Origin of the sequence: Nonomuraea soli, from assembly GCF_013761175.1 — a bacterium.
In the GTDB taxonomy this organism is placed as follows: Bacteria; Actinomycetota; Actinomycetes; order Streptosporangiales; family Streptosporangiaceae; genus Nonomuraea; species Nonomuraea soli.
On sequence record NZ_JACDUR010000005.1, the window covers coordinates 875,953 to 895,864 of the forward strand.

The window sequence follows — 19,912 nt, forward strand, 5'->3', positions numbered from 1 at the left end:
GGTATCGGGTCTGAGATGATGAAGGATTATGCGACTGTTCGGGCGCAAGGACGAAGAAACAGAAGAACAGCCGGGCGACCACATCGCCGAGTTCTGGGCGTGGTGGGAGGAGACCAGGCCCCGGCTCGACTCCCTGGTGGCCGCAGGCGAGGCCGAAGGGCTGTCGGAGGTGCTCGCGCCCGCCGTGGCGGCGATCGACCCGGGCCTCGTGTACGAGATCGCGCCCGGCCGTAGTGCCGCGCACGCCCTGGTGGTGACCGCGGCCGGCGATGCCGAGCTGCGCTCGCTGGCCCACCGGTGGGCCAAGGCGGCGCCGCCCTCCGATTTCCTGTGGGAGTTCTTCCCGTCGCGGCAGGCCAACCCCAGGGCGCTGGAGACGACGCTCGACGTGGGCGGGCAGGAGTTCGGGTTCGACAAGCTGATGTTCGGGCTGCGGGTGCCGCGTGGCGCATCGCGGGTCGACATCGCCGCCTACCATCCGCTCTTCGCCGAGCTCGACGAGGAGAGCCGGATGGACACCGCACTGCTGGCCCTCGACTGGATCCTGGGCGAGGACGAGGTGGCGCGCTGGGTGGGCGACATCACTCCGGCGACCTTCCAGCCGATCGACGCGGTGCCCGCCGTCCACCTGCCCGCGGTCGTGAACGATGTGGCCTCGGAGTGGTCGGAGGAGCAGTGGGCGCTGCTTGAAGGCCAGGCCGCGAGCGGCGCGCCGCTGATCGCGACGACGCGCTATCCGCTGCGGCCGGTCGACTATCCGCTCTTCGACCAGCACATCGAGATCACGCTGCCGTACTCCCACCGCGACGAGAACGGCCTGCCGGTCGGCGACTCGCTGGAGGCGCTGCGCGACTTCGAGGAGCGCCTGGCGACCCGGCTGACGAAGGCGCACGCCGACGCGGTGCTGGCGGTCCACGTGAGCGCCGAGGGGCATCGGGTGATCCACCTGTACGCCGACCCGACGGGCGACGCGGCGATCCACGCCAAGGAGCTCATCGTGAGCTGGGAGGAGGGCGAGCCGCGCGTCGAGGTGGCGGCCGACCCCGGCTGGATCTCGGTCTCGCCGTTCCTCAGCTGACCCCCGCGCGACGGGCGCGCTCCACCACCGCGGGCAGCACCTCGACGAGCCGGTCGATGTCGTCCTTCGTCGAGGTGTGGCCCAGGGTGAACCTCAGCGAGCCGCGGGCGCGCAGCGAGTCGGCGCCCATGGCGAGCAGCACGTGGGAGGGCTGGGCCACCCCGGCGGAGCAGGCCGAGCCGGTGGAGCACTCCACGCCCTTGGCGTCGAGGAGCATGAGCAGCGCGTCGCCCTCGCATCCGGGGAAGGAGAAGTGCGCGTTGCCCGGCAGCCGGTCGGCGGGGTCGCCGTTGAGTATCACATCGGGTACGGCCAGCCGTACTCTCTCGATCAGCTCGTCGCGCAGCTTCGTGAGGTGCTCGCGCTGCTCCTCCTGATCGCGGACGGCCACCTGGACCGCGGCGGCCAGCCCGGCGATGGCCGGGGTGTCGAGGGTGCCGGAGCGCACGTCACGTTCCTGGCCCCCGCCGTGGAGCACCGGCGCCGGGGTCATGCTGCGTCCGAGGAGCAGCGCCCCCACGCCCATCGGGCCGCCGATCTTGTGGCCGCTGACGGTGAGCGCGTCGGCTCCGGAGGCGGCGAAGGAGACGGGCACCTGGCCGAGCGCCTGGACGGCGTCGGTGTGGAAGGGGATGCCGTGGTCGTGGGCGATCGCCGCGAGCACGCGGACCGGCTGGATCGTGCCGACCTCGTTGTTGGCCCACATCACGCTGACCATCGCCACGCTGTCGGGGTCGCGCTCGATGGCGGCGCGCAACGTGTCGGGGTGCAGCTTGCCGTGCTCGTCGACGGCGAGCAGCTCCAGCTCGGCGCCCTGCCGGTCGGCCAGCCACTGGGCGGGGTCGAGGGCGGCGTGGTGCTCGACGGAGCTGAGCAGCAGGCGGCGGCGCGGCGCGCGTGACCAGTACAGGCCCTTGACGGCGAGGTTGTCGGCCTCGGTGCCGCCGCTGGTGAAGACCACCTCGCTCGGGCGGGCGCCGAGGGCCTCGGCGATGCTCTCGCGGGACTCCTCGACGACGCGGCGGGCATGGCGGCCCGCCGCGTGCAGGGACGAGGCGTTGCCGACCTGCCCGAGCTGCTCGGTCATCGCGGCGATCGCCTCGGGGAGCATCGGCGTCGTCGCCGCGTGATCAAGGTACGCGCTCACCGAATCAGGTTATCTTGTTTGCCACTGTACCGTCCGGACGGTACAGTGGAGATATGCGTAGAGACGAGTTGCTGGATGCCGCCGAGCAGTTGCTCTGCGACCAGGGCTCTGACGCGCTGACCCTGGCGGCCGTCGCCGACCGCGCCGGTGTGAGCAAGGGCGGGCTGCTCTACCACTTCAACACCAAAGAAGCCCTCATCAAAGGCATGGCCGAACGGCTGATCGACGACTTCGACCAGCTCATGGCCGAGCAGGGCGAGACCACCTACACCAGGCGCTACCTGGCCGCCACCATGGCCGCCATCCGCAGCGGACGCCTGCGACGCTGGGCCGTCGTGACGGGCGCCTCGGGCAACATGTTCCTGCTCGGCCCGCTTCGCGAGGCCATGACCCGCTGGCACACCTCGGAGCTCGAGAACGAGCCCGACCCGGTGGCCGCCCAGATCGTCCGGCTGGCCTGCGAGGGACTGTGGGACGTCGCGTCCCACGACCCCGGCCTCTACCCGGACGACGAGCTCGACGCCCTCGAGCGTCGCCTCATCTCCCTTCTCTGATCCACCCTTCCTTTCACGTCCTTTCAGGAGTTCGCGATGACCCGCGCCCTGAGGACGGCCCGTTACGGCGCCATCCTCACTTTCGTCCTTGCCGGCCTCATGGTGGGCACCATGACCGTCCGCATCCCCGCGATGACCGACAAGCTCGGCTTGTCCGACTCCGCCGTGGGCACGATCCTGCTCGCCTGGGGCCTGGGCGCCCTGGTCACCATGCAGGCGATGCGCGGCGTCATGGCCCGCATGGGCAGCAAGGCGGTGCTGCGCATCGGCGGCCCCCTGACCGCGGTGTCGATGCTCGGCATCGCCTACGCGCCCACCCTGCCGTGGCTGCTGGCCGCCGCCGCGCTGTTCGGCATGTCGTTCGGCATCGTCGACGTCGCCATGAACGCCCAGGGCTCCACCGTCGAGCGGGCCGCCGGCCGTCCCCTCATGAACGGCATGCACGCCGGCTGGTGCGTCGGCGCCATGAGCGCCGGCCTGTTCGGCTCGCTGTCCATCGCGCTCGGCCTGTCCATGACCGCCAACCTGACGATCATGGCCGTGATCTGCCTCCCGCTGATCGTGCTCATCGGGCGCACCTACCTGCCGGACGCACCCGCCTCGGCGTCGGCCGAGACCCGCGTACGGCACCGCATGCCGCCGATCGTCTACCTGCTCGGCGCCATCATGTTCCTGGCCTTCATGGTCGAGGGTGTCGTGGCCGACTGGAACGGCCTGTTCATGCGTGACACGCTCGGCGCTCCCGAGGCCGTGGCCGCGCTCGGCTACCCGGTGTTCGAGCTGGGCATGCTGCTCGCCCGCGTGACCGGTGACCGGCTGCGCGCCCGCTTCGGGGTCAAGGGCATGATGACCGCGTCAGGGCTGGCCACGGCCGGGTTCTTCCTGGTCGTGCTCACCGCCCCGACGCCCGTGGTCGCCCTGGCCGCCATGTTCTTCGTGGGCATGGGCGTGGCGACGATCGCCCCGATGACCATGTCGCTCGCGGGCACCTCCACCGCGCAGTCGGGCCCGGCCATCGCCCAGGCGGGCGCCATGGGGTACGCCGGGCTGCTGCTCGGACCCGTGGTGATCGGCTTCCTGTCGGACGCCACCTCGCTGCACACGGCGCTCGGGCTGGCCGTGGTGCTCGGCGCGATGATCGCGCTGCTGGCCCGGTTCCTGCCGCGGCCCCGCGCGTTCGGCGCCTCCCGCGAGGAGGAGCGGGAGCTGGCCCACGCGGCCTGATCCACCGCTGGCCGAAGGGCATGTCGGATGGGATCCTGTCCGGCATGCCCCCCATCGTCTCCACCGTCGCGGCCTGGCTCGGCCTGCTGGCCCACCTCGGCACGCTGATGTTCTACCTGTCCAGCGGCCTGGTCGCCCCGCTGTGGGCGATCATCGCGCTGCTGATGCTGTGGGCGACCCTGCTGCTCCTGGCGGTTCTCGCGGTACGGCGAAGGCAGGCGTGGGGCCTGCTGGTGCCGATCGTCGCGGTCGCCCTGTGGCTGGGCGCGATCTCGGCCGGTGAGGCGATCCTGGGCTGGCAGGCCTAGGGCCTTGTCTCCAGATATGGCTGGTCACCGCGCTCATGACCTGGGTCGTGATGCCCCGGCTGACCAGGCTGCCGTGGCCCTGGCTCGTGCGCTGAAAAACGGGTACGGCATCGGCCGGAGACTGGGTTAGTCTGCGCCAATGCCTCACGCGGACATCGACAAGATCGCCGAAGAGACCGGCTTCTCCGGCGTGGTCTCGATCGACCGCGCCGGACAGGTCGAGTTCGCCCAGGCGTACGGCCTGGCCAACCGCACCTACCGCGTGCCCAACACGGTCGGCACCAGGTTCGGCATCGCCAGCGGCAGCAAGGGCTTCACCGCCCTGGCCGTGCTCTCACTGGTCCAGGACGGCCTGATCACGCTCGACACCACCGCCAGGTCGCTGCTCGGCGACGACCTGCCGCTGATCGCCGACGACGTCACCGTCGAGCACCTGCTCACCCACACCTCGGGCATCGGCGACTACCTCGACGAGGAGGGCGACTTCTCCGTCACCGACTACCTCATCGGCGCCGCCCACGAACTGACCACCACCGAGGCGTTCCTGCCCCTGCTCGACGGGCACCCCGCCAAGTTCCGCGCCGGCGAACGCTTCGCCTACTGCAACGGCGGATTCGTCGTCCTCGCCCTGCTCGCCGAGCGGGCAAGCGGCGCCGGCTACCACGACCTGGTGCGCGAGCGCGTGCTCCGCCCGGCCGGGATGACCGGGACCGACTTCCTGCGTTCCGACGAACTGCCCGCCGACGCCGCCGTGGGCTACCTGCCGCTGGAGGGGGTCGACCGGTCCAACGTCTTCCACCTGCCCGTGCTCGCCACCGGCGACGGCGGCATCCACACGACCGCCGCCGACATGTCGGCCTTCTGGCGCGCCCTGTACGCCGGGCAGATCGTGACGTCGCCGGAGGAGGCGGTGCGGCCCCGTCGCGACGTGCCGGAGGAGGGCATGCGCTACGGGCGCGGGTTCTGGCTGCACGCGAGCAGCGACGCGGCGATCCTGGTGGGGTACGACGCGGGGGCCTCGTTCAAGTCGAGCCACGACCCGGGCACGGGCGTGACGCGCACGGTGCTGTCGAACACGTCACCGGGAGCGTGGCCACTGGCACGGGCACTGGAGATCTGAGCTTCAAGACAAGAAAAGCGCCGGGAAGGGCCCGATGGCTCTTCCCGGCGCCTGAATCTCACGCGGGAACCGCTACTTGCGCTTGGTGACCTCGTCCGTCAGCTGCGGCACGACCTGGTGGAGGTCGCCCACCACGCCGTAGTCCGCCAGCTCGAAGATCGGCGCCTCGGGGTCCTTGTTGACCGCCACGATCGTCTTGGCCGTCTGCATGCCCGCCCGGTGCTGGATGGCTCCCGAGATGCCGGCCGCGATGTACAGCTGCGGCGACACGGTCTTGCCCGTCTGTCCCACCTGGAACTGGTGCGGGTACCAGCCGGCGTCGGTGGCCGCGCGGGAGGCGCCGACGGCGGCGCCGAGCGAGTCGGCCAGGCCCTCGATGACCGAGAAGTTCTCGGCCGATCCCACGCCGCGACCGCCGGAGACGACGATGGCCGCCTCGGTGAGTTCGGGGCGGGCGCCCTTCTCCTGCTTGACGCGGTCGACGATCTTCGCGGCGCGAGCGGCGTCGGACAGCGAGACGGAGACCTGCTCCTCCGTGCCGGCGCCGGCGGAGGCGACGGGGGCGGTGGAGTTGGGGCGGACAGCGACGATCGGGGTGCCCTTGGTCACGCGCGAGTGCACGTTGACGCCGCCGCCGAAGATGGACTGGTCGGCGATGAAACCCTCGCCGAGGCCGACGGCGTCGGTGATGACGCCGGAGTCGGTCTTGACGGCCAGGCGACCGGCGATCTCCTTGCCCTCGGCGGTCGCGGCGACCAGCACGGCGGCGGGAGAGGCCGACGACACGAGCTGGGCGAGCAGTTCGGCCTTGGGGGCGACGACGTAGTCGACGATGTCGGCGGAGTCGGCGACGTAGATCTTGTCGGCGCCGTACTCGGCCAGCTTCGCGGAGGCGGCCGCGGAGTGCCCGGGACCGGCCCAGACGGCGGCGGGGGTGCCGAGCGAGCGGGCCAGGGTCAGCAGCTCGAGGGTGACCTTCTTGACCTCGCCGTCGACGTGCTCAACGAGTACGAGAATCTCAGACATTCTCTCAAGCTCCTCAGATGAACTTCTTCGACGCGAGGAAGTCGGCCAGCTTGGCGCCGCCGTCCCCCTCGTCCTTGACGATGGTGCCCGCGGCGCGCGGCGGCGCGGCGGCGAAGTCGACGACCTCGGTCCACGCGGCGCCGAGGCCGACCTGGGCGCCGTCGATCTCGGCGTCGCCGATGGCGAGCGTCTCGACGGGCTTCTTCTTGGCCGCCATGATGCCCTTGAAGGACGGGTAGCGCGGCTCGTTGATCTTCTCGACGACGGAGACGACGGCGGGCAGCGTGGCCTCCACCTTGTCGAAGCCGTAGTCGGTGATGCGCTGCACGGCGATCGAGGAGCCGGAGACGTCGACCTTGTTGGCCAGCGTCAGCTGCGGCACGCCGAGGCGCTCGGCCAGCATCGCGGCCAGCACACCTGTGCGGGCGTCGGTGGACTCCGCGCCGAGGACGACCAGGTCGAACCCGATCTTCTTCAGCGTCTGGGCCATCGCGTAGGAGGTGGACAGCGCGTCGGAGCCGTGCAGGGCGTCGTCGGACAGGTGCACGGCCTTGTCGGCGCCCATGGCCAGGGCCTTGCGGATGGTGTCGGTGGCCTTGCCCGGGCCCATGGTGAGGACGGTCACCTCACCGCCGTGTGCCTCTTTGAGCTTGAGCGCCTCCTCGACGGCGTACTCACATAGCTCGTTGACCACGCCGTCGGCGGCGTCGCGGTCGAGCGTCTTGTCATCCGACCGGAGCTTGCGCTCGGTCGCCGTGTCGGGGACCTGCTTCACGCAGACGACGATGTTCATGGCCGGTAGCCGACCTCCCGTTATCGCATGCTCGGATTCATTGCTGTCCAGACTGCCAGGCGACCCGGATGATCCATAACTCCGGGGCCCCTCGCGGTCATGTTACCCGCGGGTAGCTTTCACGCAAACCCGCACCCCCCACCATACCGAACTTTATTCCGGAGCCCGCTCGCGGCCCCGCTCACGCGCTGAGCAGGAAGACCACCCCGACCACCAGAGCCGTGATCGCGAACAGCGCCAGCGTCCACGGCTCGAAGATGGCACTCATGATCAGCCCGAGCGCCGCCGTACCGAACACCGCCGCCAGATCGACCGCGATGCGCGGCCGTTTGAGCGGCGCCCGCGAGACCACCGCGACCGCGGCGTCGGCGAGCACGGCCAGCGAGTAGCCCGCGAACAGGAAGAGCGCGACCTCGCGCAGCGGGGTCCACGCCGCCGCCGCCATCAGCGAGATGAACAGGCCCGAGCCGATCACCCAGATCCTGCGCACCTTCTCGCGGTGCCGCAGCCGCGCGTCGCCCAGGCTCCTGCCCAGCCGCCGGCGCGAGCTGGCCTGCGTGGGTTCGTGCTGCACCGGCCCGCCTTCGTGCAAGGCGTACGGCACAGCGGGCCCCACAGCGGTCGCCGAGATGCCGGACGCGTCATCGGCGAAGCCCGCCGCGTGGGGTCCGGACGTGGCCTCGGCCGGCGACCCCGCGCTCAACGGGACGCCCAGCCGCAGGCACAACTCCGCCGCCGTGGGCCTGGTCGCAGGGTCGCGGCGCAGGCACTCCAGCACCAGCGGCTCCAGCCATCCCGGCACCCCGTCGAGATCGGGCTCCTGGTGCACGACCCGGTAGGCGACGGCCGACAGCGGCCCGTCGCCGAAGGGCTGACGCCCGGTCGCCGCGTACGCCAGCGTCGCCCCGAACGAGAAGACGTCGGCCGCCGCCGCGGCGGGACGCCCCTCGATGACCTCGGGCGCGAGGTAGCCGGGCGTGCCGATCACCGCGCCGGGAGCGGTGGCCGACAGCGAGTCGAAGGCACGCGCGATGCCGAAGTCGATGACGACCGGATCCCCGTCGGAGATCATCACGTTGGCCGGCTTGAGGTCGCGGTGCACCACCCCGGCCTGGTGCATCGCCAGCAGCGCCGCCGCCAGCCCGCGCGCGAGCCTGGCCAGGTCGGGCACCGGCTTGGGGGCGGCCGACAGCGGCTTGCCCTGCACGTACCGGGTCACCAGGTACGGCCTGGCGCCGTCGAGCGAGACGTCGAGCACCTCGGCGATGTACGGCCCGCGCACCAGCCGCATGGTCTCGACCTCGCGCGCCAGCCTGGCCAGCGCGCTGGCGTCGGCGGCCACCTGCGGATGCAGGAGCTTGACCGCCACGGTGTGGCCCTCGGGATCGAGAGCCAGATGGACCTGGCCGAAACCGCCCGCCCCCAGCTCCGACAGTAACCGGTAGGGGCCCAGAGTCTGACTCACGTCCTCCTCCTGCCCCGTCAGGACCAGGGCGAAAGGAAACCGAGGCCGAGATTCTTCATGAGATCGTCGACCAGCCCCGTGAAGAGCCCGACGGTGCTGTCGCGCGCGCTGCGGGTGAGCTCACGGATCACCTGGTCAGGCGCTCGCCACGGCTCCCAGGAGGGCTCCTGGCCGAGCGCGAACATGATGGCCAGCAGCGCCGCCGTACCCGCGATCAGGGTGGCCACCAGGGCGGCTCCCGGACTGCGCAGCGCCGAGCTGAGCGTGCGGGTGACGGCCTGGCGCGGCGCCTTGGCCCCGGGCAGGATGAACAGCCCGGCCGCGAAGGCCCCGGCGGCGAAGGCGATCGAGTGGTTGGTGTCGAAGCCGCCGCCCCATCGGGCCACGCCGTACGCGCACGCCCCGAACAGGACGGCGAGCAAGGCGTGCAGGCCGGTCACCAGCACCGCCTTGACCAGCGCCCACGGCGCGCCCACCACGACCAGCAGCGGGTCGGCGGCGCTGCCGCCACCGCGCATCTGGCGCCGCTTGACCAGGTCGCCGAAGAGGTATTCGCCCATGCGCAGCACCAGCGCCAGCGACGCCGCCACGATGCTGAAGACCACCGGCAGCATGACGGTCAGCCCGACCAGGGTCGCCAGCAGCAACGCGCCCACCAGCTGGCTGCCGACGATCTGCTTCTTGCGCTCGCGCGGCGGCGTGTAGGGAGGCGGGCGGAACTGCGGCTGCGGCGCGGGATAACCCGCCACGCGCTGGTCGGCGTAGGGCGCCGGAGCCGGACGCGCGTTCATCGGCGCGACGACGCCGGGACGGCCCTGCACGGGGGCGGGCACGTAGGGCGGCGGCTTCTCCTGGTGCTGGGGCTTGTCCTGCCGCGGCTTCTTCTGGCGCGGCGGCGGCGCGGGCGCCTTGCTGTACTCCACCGGCGGCAGCACGTCGGAGTAGGTGCCCTTGCCCGGCAGCACCTTGGTGCCGCCGCGCGCGGGAGGGGTCTCGTTGAAGGTGGTCACCCTCGGGTCGAGCTGGCGAGCCATGCGCAGCAGCTCCTGCGAGGAGAGCCGGTCGGCCACGTCGACCGCCAGCGCCCTGCTGAGCCAGCCGCGCAGCCACACCGGCGCCTTGTCGAGCTGCGGCCGCCCTTCCATGATGTTGTAGCAGACCGTCTCGAAGGCGCCCGTGCCGAAAGGCGGCACGCCCGTCGCGGCGAAGAACACCGTCGAGGCCAGCGCGTGCACGTCGGCCTTCTGGGTGATCTCGTCGTCGCGGATGATCTCCGGGGCGAGGTAGCCGGGAGTGCCGACGAACATGCCTGTCTGGGTCAGCCTCGTCGCGTTGACCAGGTGCGCGATGCCGAAGTCGATGACCAGCGGCTCGCCGTTGACCAGCATCACGTTCGAGGGCTTGAAGTCGCGGTGGATGACGTCGGCCGCGTGGATCGACACCAGCGCCTGGCACAGGCCCTGGGCCAGGCGGATGAGGTCGCGGCCCTCCAGCGGCCCTTCGGCCAGGACCGTCTCCTCCAGCGTGCGGCCGGGCGCGAAGCGGGTGACCACGTACGGCTGGCCGCCGACGAGTTCGGCGTCGAGCACCGAGGCGACGAACGGGCTGCGCACCCGCCTCATCGTCTCGACCTCGCGGATCAGCCGGTCACGAGCCTTCAGATCGGCGGCCACATGGGGGTGCAGGACCTTGATGGCGACCTCGCGGCCTACCTCGTCAAGACCGAGGTGGACAACTCCCATGCCACCTTCGCCGATCTTCCTGACCAACCGGTACGGGCCGAGTCGTTCGGGTGCTTGGGTGCTGCCTGCGCTCATTTACCTGCCGTCCCCCCTTGCAGTTCCTTGAGCTTGCCTTCGACGAATCCCACATCGACGGGCGTCCAGTTGGCCTCCGTCGGGTCGGTGCGGCCCGCTGTGCCGTACGCCACCCACAACGAGCCGGCGGCGACGACGGCCAGGACGCCCGCGAGCGTCATGGCTACTGTCTTAGAGGGTACGAGCGACGAAAGAGTTCTGCGCATCTGTCGGCTGGGTCCCTCGACACCGGGTCCGGCGCAGACGGTCCACAAGGCCACCGCCGCACCCCAGGCCAGGGCATTCCCGGCGTCCATCTTCACGATGACGGTCAGCAGCAGGGTGACGGGCAGGCCCAGAATGGCGGCGTAGAGCACCAGCGCGAGCGTGACGCCCACCGACTTGGCCAGCGCCTTGGGGTAGGTGACGACCCACAGCCAGTCGAAGGCGGCCGGGCCGGGACGGCGGCCGGTGAGCTGCGGCTGGGCCAGGTCGGCCGCGCGCAGCAGGATCGCGAAGGGGATCGCGACCACGGCTACGAGCACCGGCGCGAGCGCCGCCGCCACGATCATGATGACCAGCAGCATCGCGCCGGCCACGCCGTAGGCCTTGGAACGCTTGAGCGGGTTGCCCAGGGCCGCGCCGGGGAAGTCGGGCGCCCTCCTCGTGGGAGGGTCGGGCGGGTAGTGCTGCTGGACCGCCGGGTTGGCCTGCGAGCCTGCCGGCGGCACGTACGGGGGCGGCTGGTGGCCGCCGCTCGCGCGCAGCTGCTCGGCCACGGCCGGGGGGACCCTGCGCGTGGCCACGTCGGCCTCACGACGGCCGGGCTGCCAGGACTGCGCCTCCTCGCGCATGCGGCGCAGCTCCTCCGGGCTGACCCGGCGGGTGGGCGAGTTGTCGGCGGGCGCGCCTGCCTGCTGGGGACCGGAGCCGTAGCCCTGCTGGGAGCCGGGGTAGCCGGGGGCCTGCTGCGGGCCCGAGCCGTAGCCGGCGGCCTGCTGGGGACCGGAGCCGTGACCGGGTGCCTGCTGGGGGCCGGAGCCGTAGCCGGACGGATAGCCGGAGCCCTGGTGGGAACCGGAGCCCTGGTGGGCCTGGTGGGAACCGGAGCCCTGGTGGGACCCGGAGCCCTGGTGCGCGCCCGAGCCGAAGCCCGGCGCCTGCTGGATGTCGGACCCGAAGCCCGGCTGGATGTCGGAGCCGAAACCCTGCTGGACCCCCGAGCCGAAGCCCGGACGGTCGGCGGTGGGCTGGCGGTCGGGACGCCTGGGGACCGTGCTCGGCTCGTGCCCGGCAGGAGTGCCGCCCTGGCCGCCCTGGCCGCCCGTCTGCGACACCGGCTGGCTGCCGGTGCCGCTGGACGGCTGATGCGGCAGCAGCGAGACGAAGGGCCCGGACGGCGGGGGCGTGGGGTCGGGCCGCTCGTTGCGGTCGGCCCGCGGCACGGTCGAGATCTCGTCGGGCACCCGCCCTGCCGCCTTGGGCAGCATGCGCGCGGTCTGCTCGGCGAGCTCGGCCGCCTTCGGCCGCTTGCTCGGGTTGCGCTGGAAGGCCGCCTTGAGGAACGGCTGCAGCTGCCCGGGAGCCGCCGAGATGTCGGCCTTGCCCGCGGTGATGTTGTAGAAGATCATCTCCAGCGTGCCCTTGCCGAAGGGCGGCTGGCCGGTGGCGCCGTAGAGCAGCGTGCCCGCCCAGGCGTGCACGTCGACCTCGGGACCCGCCTCGTGGCCCTCGATGATCTCGGGCGCGAGGTACTGGGGCGTGCCGATGAACATGCCGGTCTGGGTGAGCCGCGTGGCGTCGACCGCCTGGGCGATGCCGAAGTCGATGAGCACGGGCTCGCCGTCGAGGATGAGCACGTTGCCCGGCTTGAGGTCGCGGTGGATCACGCCGACGGAGTGCACGGCCGCGAGCGCGGCGGCCACGCCGTGGGCGACGCGGATGAGGGCCGGCAGGTCGAGCGGGCCGTCTTCCTTGACGATCTCGTCGAGCGGGCGTCCTGGAACGTAGCGGGTCACGATGTACGGCCGGTGCCCGGTCACGTCGGCGTCGAGCACCTCGGCGATGTACTGGCTGCGCACCCGCTGCATGGTCTCGACCTCGCGCGAAAGCCGCCGCCTGGCGACGTCGTCGCCCGCGACCTCGGAGCGCAGGACCTTCACCGCCACCTGGCGCCCGGCGGAGTCGACGGCCAGGTGAACCACACCCATGCCGCCCTCGCCGAGCCGCCTGAGCAGGCGGTACGGCCCTAGTCGATCGTCCTGATTCATGGCATGAAGCACCATACCGGCTTAAACCTCACCCAAAGATGAACCATGAGGCCACATTCCCACTTGCTTAACGTTCGATTCGGTCTCGTCGGTTTCCCAAACGACGGTCTCACATTGGTCTCGATATAGGCAGCCAGGTCAGTCTGACCCACGCCACCGACATTTGATGCATGCGCTCAGGGAGACTTCATCACTCTCTGATGCAGCTGGGTCACCACGTGCCTGGCCGACTCCATCGCGCCCGCCTGCCACGCGGTCAGCCGGGTCAGCCAGTCACCGGCGAAGTAAACCCTTCCGGCAGGGCCTTGCAGAAGAGTGAAGGAAGAATCAATGACGGGCCAGCGTGCCCAGCCGCCCTTGATGTGGTCCTGGCGCTCCCAGGCGATCGAGGCGCTGGACAGCACGTTCTGGCGGAACTTCTCTCCGTGGATCTTCTTGCCCTGGGTGAGGGCCCGGCGCTTGCGGTCCTCGTGGCTGAGCGCCCCGTAGAGCTCGGCGTCCTTGTCGGTGTTGTAGTAGGCGACGACCAGGCCGGTCTGCGCGTGGTAGCCGTGGGAGGGGTACCAGATGTGGGTGATGTCGAGGTCGGTCTCGGTGATGCCGCCGTAGATCCGGTCCTCCAGCTCCCACCAGCGCCTGCCGTACTCCAGACCGAGCTTGCCCGCGGGCACCGGCGTCGGTTTGGCCAGGGCGGTGCTGACGTCGGGGCCGAGATTGTGCGGGATGCGGGCCAGGATGTGCGGGGGCAGCGCGGCGATGCAGTAGTCGGCCTTCTGCTTGCCGCCCTGCCATTCGACCTCGACGCCGTCGCCCAGGCTGGTGATCTTGGTGACCTGGACGCCGGTCCTGATGCGGTCCTCGCCGACCCGCTCGACCAGGGCGGTCACGATGCGGTCCATGCCGCCGACCGGCTGGAACATCGGCGCGGCCATGTCGTAGGAGAAGTCGGCGGTGATCGCGCGGCCGGTGCCGGCGGACAGGATCTCGCTGAGCGTGCCGGGCGGCGGGTCGAGCTCCAGGCCGGCGAGGATGCCGGGGTTGCGCGCCATGCCGCGGCGCGGCGAGCCGCTGTACGACAGAGCCTCGCCCAGGTCGCCGAAGCGGGTCAGGAAGTCGAGCAGGCGCTCGCGGTCCTCGGCGGTCAGCCTGCGGTTGAGCCGGCCCTCGTCGGTGGCCTTGGCCAGGAGCTCGGCGATGTAGCCGTAGGTGTCGGCGCGGGCGGTGCGGGCGCGCACGGTCTGGCCGTTGGTGTGCACGTAGGCGGCGCCGTTGTTGTTGACGAAGGTCTCGATGGGGATGCCCAGCTCGCGGCAGTAGTCGAGGGTGAGCATCCAGGGCGCGATGCGCGCGGGCCCGGCGTTGAAGTAGACGCCCTCGCCGAAGCCGACCTCCTGCGTGGAGCCGGTCTCGGTGAGGCGGTCGCCGCCGCGCAGGGTCAGGTTGCGCCCGCCCGCGCGCTGGCGCGCCTCCAGGAGGGTGCAGTCGTAGCCGGCCTTGCCCAGCTCGTAGGCGGCCGTGAGCCCCGCCACGCCGGCGCCCAGGATGAGCACGCTCGCGCTTCCGCGGCCCGTGAGCGTGAAGTCGCCCTTCCGCGGGGCCTGGAACTCCTTGTCCTGCCCGGTGGGGGCCAGGCCGAGCGCTCCCATCGCGGCGAACATCGCTCCGGCGCCGCCTGCCGCGCCGATGCCGACGAGCAGGCCGCGGCGGGTCAGCCGGGCGGTGCCCTCAGCCATAGGGGCCGCTGCCGCACGAGATCTGGCCGCCGATGGTGGCGAACAGCCCGAACAGGGCCATGATCTGGGTGAAGTCGTCGGTGGTGAACTCGATGTGCCGCGGACCGGCGGCCTTCACGCCGGGGATCAGCCCGACGGCCGCGGCGATGGCGGTGGAGTTCCACTCCACGGCGAGCGTGTACGGCGCGGCCGGCGTGTAGGGCGTGAAATCGCTCAACCGGTTCAACGCCCGGGTGGTCGCCTCACGGATGCGCGCCTGCGCCACGGAGGGCGGCAGCAGCTCGGCCGAGAACTTGTCGATGCCCTTCTTGACCGCCACGGTCTCCACGTCGCCCAGCAGCTCGCGGGCCTCTTCGCCGACCGCCTCGTCGCCGGTGACGAGCACGACGGGCACGCCGTGGAAGCCGGCGCAGGCGGCCACCAGCCGGGTCTCGCCGCAGATCTCGCCGTTGAGCCAGACGTTCTGGATCTCTTTGCCCATCCACGTGTGGTTGAGCACGCCGTGGGTGACGCCCGCCCGCGCGTGGTAGCCGACGAAGCAGGCGGCGTCGAAGGAGCCGTCGAGTCCCTGGGCCATGCGCTGCGACTTGCCGGGGCCGCGGATCAGGCTGGCGCGCTCGTCGAGCAGGTCGATGCGCAGGTTCTTGGTCGATCCGTGAGCGTCGTTGACCAGCACGGCGTGCACGCCCGAGGCGTCGAAGGCTCCCGCCACGCAGGCGTTGGCGTCGGCTGTCATGAGCTCGCAGCCGCGCTCGTAGCCGCGCTTGCCCGCGTGCATCTCCTCCGGGTCGGTGAGCCCGGTGACGCCCTCCATGTCGACCGACAGGTAGACCTTCACGCGCCCCACTCCTCCACCCGCCGGGCCTGCGCGGGCGTCATCAGCCCGACGTTGTCGATCATGAACTTCTCCACGGTGTCACGCCACGGCGACGGGATCTCCGCCAGCGCCGGAGGGTAGCAGCGGTCCAGCCAGGCGGTGGACTCCTCGGTGGCCCGCAGGTGGCCGGCGGCCTTGCCGAAGACGCCCTCCTCGATGCCGGGCACGCGCGCGCAGCCGTACTCGATCATCTCCTGGCCGCCGTAGGGCGGCGGCTCCTGCCACTTGCGGGCCACCGGCCGCTTGACGGTGATCGGGGTGTCCAGCGGCCGCCGCTCGACGGCGGCCTGGATGAGCTCCTTGTACAGGCACTTGCCGCATGTACGGCACGGCCCGTCGACGCCGCGCAGGCACCAGCGCACGACGTCCTTCAGCGGCGACTCCAGGGCCAGCCGCATGGTGACCGCCTCGCTCACGCCGCCCACCGGCAGCACGATGTGCACCCCGGCGGCGGCGAACAGCCGTCCCCACGCGCCGTGCGGCGCCCACATCGGGTTGTCGGGGGTGTAGCGCAGCAGGTAGCGGTCGCCGCCGAGCCAGCGCGAGCCCAGCTCGTAGCCGAAGGCGAGGCCGCCCAGGTCCATCCGGTCGGCCAGCAGCAACGCCCCCGCTGCCACGGCGTGGTGCTCGGGGTAGCCGGGGCGCGGCTCGGCGAGCGTGAACTCCAGGTCGGAGTCGACGACGGTCAGCTCGCGGCCGGTCCGCCCGGCCAGCTTGGCGAGCACGTCGGAACGGTAGTGCGTCCAGCGGTTGGGCACGCGGGGGTGCGGCACCCGGCGGAAGTGCACGAAAGGCGCGTCGGGGTGGATCGTCGCGGCGGCCACGGAGTCCGCGCCCCCGCTGTAGGAGATCGCCAGGACCGAGCCGGTACGGCGGGGCGTCCCCGAGACGGGTCCGGCCTCGACGCCCCAGCCTTCGTGCAGCGCGGCGGCCAGTTCGGCGGAGATCGCCCGGTCGAACACGATCCGCCGCCGCGTCCACGGCGCCACGATGCTCCACGCGGCGACCGCGAACAGGTCGGGGTGCGCGTCGGCGGGCACGCCGTGCACGGTGCACGAGTTGGTGCGCAGCTTCACCGGGTAGCCGTCGGCGGCCTGCCCGGTGATCTCGTCCTCGGCGTCGAGCCTGAAGGTGAGCGTGCCGCCGTTCCAGGTGACCCTCATGCCCGGTCGACCGCCTGCCAGAGCAGCACCTCGTTCTGCAGCACGGAGTCGAGCGCCTCGGCGGTCCTGGTGGCCAGCGCACAGGGCTCCTGCGGGGCCGCGGCCAGCCGCTTGACCTCCTGCTGTAGTGCAGCGACGGTGGCCCGCAACGCCTCGATCTCCTGCCGCGCCTCGGCCAGCTCCTGGCTGGCCGCGTAGCGCTCGTCCATCCAAGCTTTGGGGGCGCGCATCATGAGAGGCAACCATAGGAGATGACCCGGATTTGAGGCGACTCTGTGCGACAAATCGGTGCATAGCCGTCGCCCGGTGAATCCGGCCTCCTCCTAGCGGCCGGTGAACTTGGGCTTGGCCTTCTCCGCGAAGGCCCGCATGCCGATCTTGGCGTCGTCGGTGGCGAACAGCCCGGAGAACTGCAGGCGCTCGATCTCGAGCCCCGTGTCGAGGTCGACCTCGAGGCCTTGGTCGACCGCCTGCTTGGCAGCGCGCAACGCCACCGACGGGCCGCCGACGAAGGTCGCCGCCCACTCCAGGGCCGCGGTGTACACCTGGTCGTCGGGAACGACCCGGTCGACCAGGCCGATCTCCTTCGCCTCCGCGGCGGTGACGTGGCGCCCCGAGAAGATCAGGTCCTTCGCGCGCGACGGCCCGATGAGCCTGGGCAGCCGCTGGGTGCCGCCCGCGCCGGGGATGATGCCGAGGTTGATCTCGGGCTGGCCCAGCTTGGCCGACTCGCCCGCCACCCGGAAGTCGGCGCACAGGGCCAGCTCGCAGCCGCCGCCGAGCGCGTAGCCGGTGATCGCCGCGATGACCGGCTTGCCGATGCGGGCGACCGCGGTGAAGCAGTCCTGGAGGGTGCCGGAATGCGCCGCCATCTCCGCGTAGGACATGTCGGCCATCTCCTTGATGTCCGCCCCGGCGGCGAACACCCGCTCCCCGCCGTAGATCACCACGGCGGCGACGCTCGTGTCGTCGGAGACCTGGCGGGCACTCTCGCCGATCTCTCGCTGGACCTGTCCGTTGAGCGCGTTCATCTTGGGCCGGTCGAGCCTGATCGTCGCGATCTGGCCGGCCACTTCGACGCGTGCAAACTCACCCATGTGACGACCCTATCCGGGGACGATCAGGCCGGGGCGGGCGTAGGCGGCGGGCTCCCGGCATCCTCCCGTTAAATGCTGAAAAAAACTTTCGCAATGCCCTCGACTGCTGAAGGAAATCATGGTCAGACTGTCCCTGACGCACACCCCCAGCCAAGGAGCGCTTGATGCGTAGAGCGTTGATCGCTGTCATCGCCTTACCGCTGATCTTGACCCCCACCGTGTCCGCGTCGGCCGAGGAGCCGGGTGACCGGCAGGCGGCGTTCACCGCCGCGGCCGAGGAGTTCCAGGTGCCGGAGAGCGTCCTGCTGGGCGTCTCCTACCTGCAGTCACGCTGGGACGCCCATGCCGGCCAGCCGAGCACGGACGCCGGTTTCGGCCCCATGCACCTGACCGACGCCGCCGCCTACGCGGGGACGAACCACCACGAACACGGCGAAGAGGACGCTCGCGGCGACGACAGCCGCCCGCAGGAGGCCGCCGAGGCCGCCCCCGCCCCCATCGAGATCCCGGCGTCGCTGCGCACGATGGAGAAGGCCGCCGAGCTGACCGGCGAGACCCACGAGAAGTTGCGCACCGACCCCGCCGCCAACATCCGGGGCGGCGCGGCGCTGCTGGCCGCCTACCAGAAGGAGCTGGGCGCGCCGCTGTCCGCCGACCCGGCGCAGTGGTACGGCGCGGTCGCCAGGTACTCAGGCGCCCAGGAGCAGGAGGCCGCCCAGTTCTTCGCCGACGAGGTCTACTCGACGATCAAGCAGGGCGCGAGCCGTACGACCGACGACGGCCACCAGGTCGCGCTGCAGCCCAACCCTTCGCTCGAGGCGATCAAGAACTGGCTGGAGAAGCTCGGGCTCACGCCGCCGAGGCGTGACGGCGTGGAGTGCCCGCCGACCATCTCGTGCGCGTGGGTCCCGGCCACCCAGGGCACCCGGCCCAACGGCAGCTACGGCAACTTCGACACCGGGAACCGGCCGGTGAGCCAGAAGGTCGACTTCATCATCATCCACGACATGGAGGGCTACTTCGACGCCTCCGTGCGGCTGGGCACCAGCTACACCTACACCGCGTCGTGGCACTACTCGCTGCGGTCGAGCGACGGCCACATCGCCCAGCACCTGAAGACCAAGGACGTCGGCTGGCAGGCCGGCAACTGGTACATCAACGCCAAGTCGATCGGCCTGGAGCACGAGGGCTTCCTCGCCGAGGGCGCGGCCTGGTACACCGAGGCGAACTACCGCACCTCGGCCAAGCTGGTGCGCTACCTGGCCATGAAGCACCTGGTCCCGCTGGACCGGCAGCACATCCTGGGCCACGACAACGTGCCGGGCACCCTGCCGACCACCGTCCGCGGCATGCACGAGGACCCGGGCCCGTTCTGGGACTGGGCGCACTACTTCGAGCTGCTCGGCAAGCCGCTGCACCCCTTCGGCGGCCCGAACTCCGGCACGGTCATGATCAAGCCGGACTTCGCCACCAACAAGCCGTACTTCTACGGCTGCAACCGCCAGCAGCCCGCGCTGGCCTGCCCGCCCACCAGCGCCTCGACCGTGTGGCTGCGCAAGGAGCCGCGGGCCGACGCCCCGCTCATCGGCGACCCCGGCAAGCTCAACCCCGGCCTGTACAGCGTCTACGACCACAGCGCCCGCGCCACCACCGGCCAGCGGTACGCCGTGGCCGACCGGCAGGGCGACTGGATCGCGATCTGGTACCTGGGCCGGAAGGGCTGGTTCGAGGCCAAGCACGCCATCCCGTCGATGGGCCTGCAGGTGAGCCCCAAGCCGGGACTGGCCACCGTGCCGGTGTACGGCAGGGCCTATCCGGAGCAGGAGGCCTACCCGGCCGACGGCAGCATCCCGTACCAGCCGATCACCCCGCTGTCGCAGTACACGTTCTCGGCGGGCGAGAAGTACGCCTTCGGCGGGATCCAGTTCGGTGAGTACTACCGCGCGGTGACCATCGACCCGGCGACCCACAAGGTCGTGCGCGGGCAGCTGAAGTACTACCAGCTCCAGTTCGGCCACCGCGTGATGTACGTCAAGGCTGACGACGTGGTTCTGAGTTGGTCTTGACCCACTTGGTCACGAACATCGCCGCGAAGGCGATGCCACCGATGATCAGCGCCCACTTGAGGAGCGTGAAGGCGAAGCCCAGGATCGGGCCGAGCAGCATGAGGCCGACGATCACGGCGGCCACGATCAGAAGAATCCGTCCCATGCTTTGACGGTACGGCCCGGCGGCCGCCAGCGGCAGCCGCCGGGCCACAG

Annotated in this window: 19 protein-coding genes; 7 read left to right on the forward strand and 12 right to left on the reverse strand. The window is 71.2% G+C overall.

Annotated elements, in window-relative coordinates; genetic code table 11:
* Positions 1 to 28 precede the first annotated feature (28 nt).
* Entirely contained in the window at positions 29 to 1,078 is a 1,050-nt protein-coding gene (locus tag HNR30_RS27280) for a DUF695 domain-containing protein (RefSeq protein ID WP_181612849.1), read from the forward strand.
* On the opposite strand, the gene HNR30_RS27285 is transcribed toward HNR30_RS27280, so the two are convergent.
* Positions 1,071 to 2,225: a cysteine desulfurase family protein gene (locus HNR30_RS27285; RefSeq protein WP_181612850.1), complete on the reverse strand. Its 1,155-nt coding sequence runs from the start codon at positions 2,223 to 2,225 to the stop codon at positions 1,071 to 1,073. The two genes, HNR30_RS27280 and HNR30_RS27285, sit on opposite strands and share 8 nt — an antisense overlap.
* 53 nt (positions 2,226 to 2,278) lie before the next feature.
* Here HNR30_RS27285 and HNR30_RS27290 point away from each other — a divergent pair, with 53 nt between their 5' ends.
* Genes HNR30_RS27290 through HNR30_RS27305 form a run of 5 tightly spaced genes read left to right on the forward strand, consistent with a single transcriptional unit; the run spans position 2,279 to position 5,431 of the window.
* Positions 2,279 to 2,779, forward strand: coding sequence for a TetR/AcrR family transcriptional regulator (locus HNR30_RS27290; RefSeq protein ID WP_181612851.1), 501 nt, complete (start codon positions 2,279 to 2,281; stop codon positions 2,777 to 2,779).
* 36 nt (positions 2,780 to 2,815) lie between these two features.
* Positions 2,816 to 4,003, forward strand: a complete 1,188-nt coding sequence (locus HNR30_RS27295) for an MFS transporter (protein WP_181612852.1) — start codon at positions 2,816 to 2,818, stop codon at positions 4,001 to 4,003.
* 44 nt (positions 4,004 to 4,047) lie between these two features.
* Positions 4,048 to 4,311: a hypothetical protein gene (locus HNR30_RS27300; RefSeq protein WP_220134005.1), complete on the forward strand. Its 264-nt coding sequence runs from the start codon at positions 4,048 to 4,050 to the stop codon at positions 4,309 to 4,311.
* Between the two features lie 20 nt (positions 4,312 to 4,331).
* A complete protein-coding gene (locus HNR30_RS50800; RefSeq protein WP_512699302.1) occupies positions 4,332 to 4,406 on the forward strand; it encodes a hypothetical protein in 75 nt (24 codons plus the stop codon).
* A 44-nt stretch (positions 4,407 to 4,450) separates the two neighbouring features.
* Positions 4,451 to 5,431: a serine hydrolase domain-containing protein gene (locus HNR30_RS27305; RefSeq protein ID WP_181612853.1), complete on the forward strand. Its 981-nt coding sequence runs from the start codon at positions 4,451 to 4,453 to the stop codon at positions 5,429 to 5,431.
* Between the two features lie 72 nt (positions 5,432 to 5,503).
* Here the strand turns inward: HNR30_RS27305 and HNR30_RS27310 are convergent, their stop codons facing one another.
* From HNR30_RS27310 to HNR30_RS27355, 10 genes are all read right to left on the reverse strand, one after another.
* Positions 5,504 to 6,457, reverse strand: a complete 954-nt coding sequence (locus tag HNR30_RS27310) for an electron transfer flavoprotein subunit alpha/FixB family protein (protein WP_181612854.1) — start codon at positions 6,455 to 6,457, stop codon at positions 5,504 to 5,506.
* Positions 6,458 to 6,470: 13 nt separating this feature from the next.
* Positions 6,471 to 7,250, reverse strand: a complete 780-nt coding sequence (locus tag HNR30_RS27315) for an electron transfer flavoprotein subunit beta/FixA family protein (protein WP_181612855.1) — start codon at positions 7,248 to 7,250, stop codon at positions 6,471 to 6,473.
* A gap of 181 nt (positions 7,251 to 7,431) precedes the next feature.
* Entirely contained in the window at positions 7,432 to 8,715 is a 1,284-nt protein-coding gene (locus tag HNR30_RS27320) for a serine/threonine-protein kinase (RefSeq protein WP_181612856.1), read from the reverse strand.
* 17 nt (positions 8,716 to 8,732) lie between these two features.
* On the reverse strand, positions 8,733 to 10,532 hold the full coding sequence (locus HNR30_RS27325) for a serine/threonine-protein kinase (RefSeq protein WP_181612857.1): 1,800 nt from the start codon (positions 10,530 to 10,532) through the stop codon (positions 8,733 to 8,735).
* Positions 10,529 to 12,781, reverse strand: a complete 2,253-nt coding sequence (locus HNR30_RS48230; RefSeq protein WP_246379204.1) for a serine/threonine-protein kinase — start codon at positions 12,779 to 12,781, stop codon at positions 10,529 to 10,531. The genes HNR30_RS27325 and HNR30_RS48230 overlap by 4 nt, the downstream gene beginning before the upstream one ends.
* 176 nt (positions 12,782 to 12,957) lie before the next feature.
* The gene (locus HNR30_RS27335; RefSeq protein WP_181612858.1) at positions 12,958 to 14,514 is read right to left on the reverse strand and encodes a flavin monoamine oxidase family protein; all 1,557 of its coding nucleotides are present in this window, start codon (positions 14,512 to 14,514) and stop codon (positions 12,958 to 12,960) included.
* Entirely contained in the window at positions 14,507 to 15,352 is an 846-nt protein-coding gene (locus HNR30_RS27340; protein WP_181612859.1) for a M55 family metallopeptidase, read from the reverse strand. The genes HNR30_RS27335 and HNR30_RS27340 overlap by 8 nt, the downstream gene beginning before the upstream one ends.
* Complete coding sequence (locus tag HNR30_RS27345; RefSeq protein ID WP_181612860.1) at positions 15,349 to 16,554, reverse strand: DUF6395 domain-containing protein; 1,206 nt, start codon at positions 16,552 to 16,554, stop codon at positions 15,349 to 15,351. The genes HNR30_RS27340 and HNR30_RS27345 overlap by 4 nt, the downstream gene beginning before the upstream one ends.
* Complete coding sequence (locus HNR30_RS27350) at positions 16,551 to 16,787, reverse strand: hypothetical protein (RefSeq protein ID WP_181612861.1); 237 nt, start codon at positions 16,785 to 16,787, stop codon at positions 16,551 to 16,553. The genes HNR30_RS27345 and HNR30_RS27350 overlap by 4 nt, the downstream gene beginning before the upstream one ends.
* A 90-nt stretch (positions 16,788 to 16,877) precedes the next feature.
* Entirely contained in the window at positions 16,878 to 17,651 is a 774-nt protein-coding gene (locus tag HNR30_RS27355; protein WP_181612862.1) for an enoyl-CoA hydratase/isomerase family protein, read from the reverse strand.
* A gap of 164 nt (positions 17,652 to 17,815) precedes the next feature.
* Between HNR30_RS27355 and HNR30_RS27360 the strand changes: the two genes are divergently transcribed.
* The gene (locus HNR30_RS27360) at positions 17,816 to 19,717 is read left to right on the forward strand and encodes an N-acetylmuramoyl-L-alanine amidase (RefSeq protein ID WP_181612863.1); all 1,902 of its coding nucleotides are present in this window, start codon (positions 17,816 to 17,818) and stop codon (positions 19,715 to 19,717) included.
* Here HNR30_RS27360 and HNR30_RS27365 read toward each other — a convergent pair.
* Complete coding sequence (locus HNR30_RS27365) at positions 19,683 to 19,862, reverse strand: hypothetical protein (RefSeq protein WP_181612864.1); 180 nt, start codon at positions 19,860 to 19,862, stop codon at positions 19,683 to 19,685. The genes HNR30_RS27360 and HNR30_RS27365 overlap by 35 nt on opposite strands.
* Positions 19,863 to 19,912 lie beyond the last annotated feature (50 nt).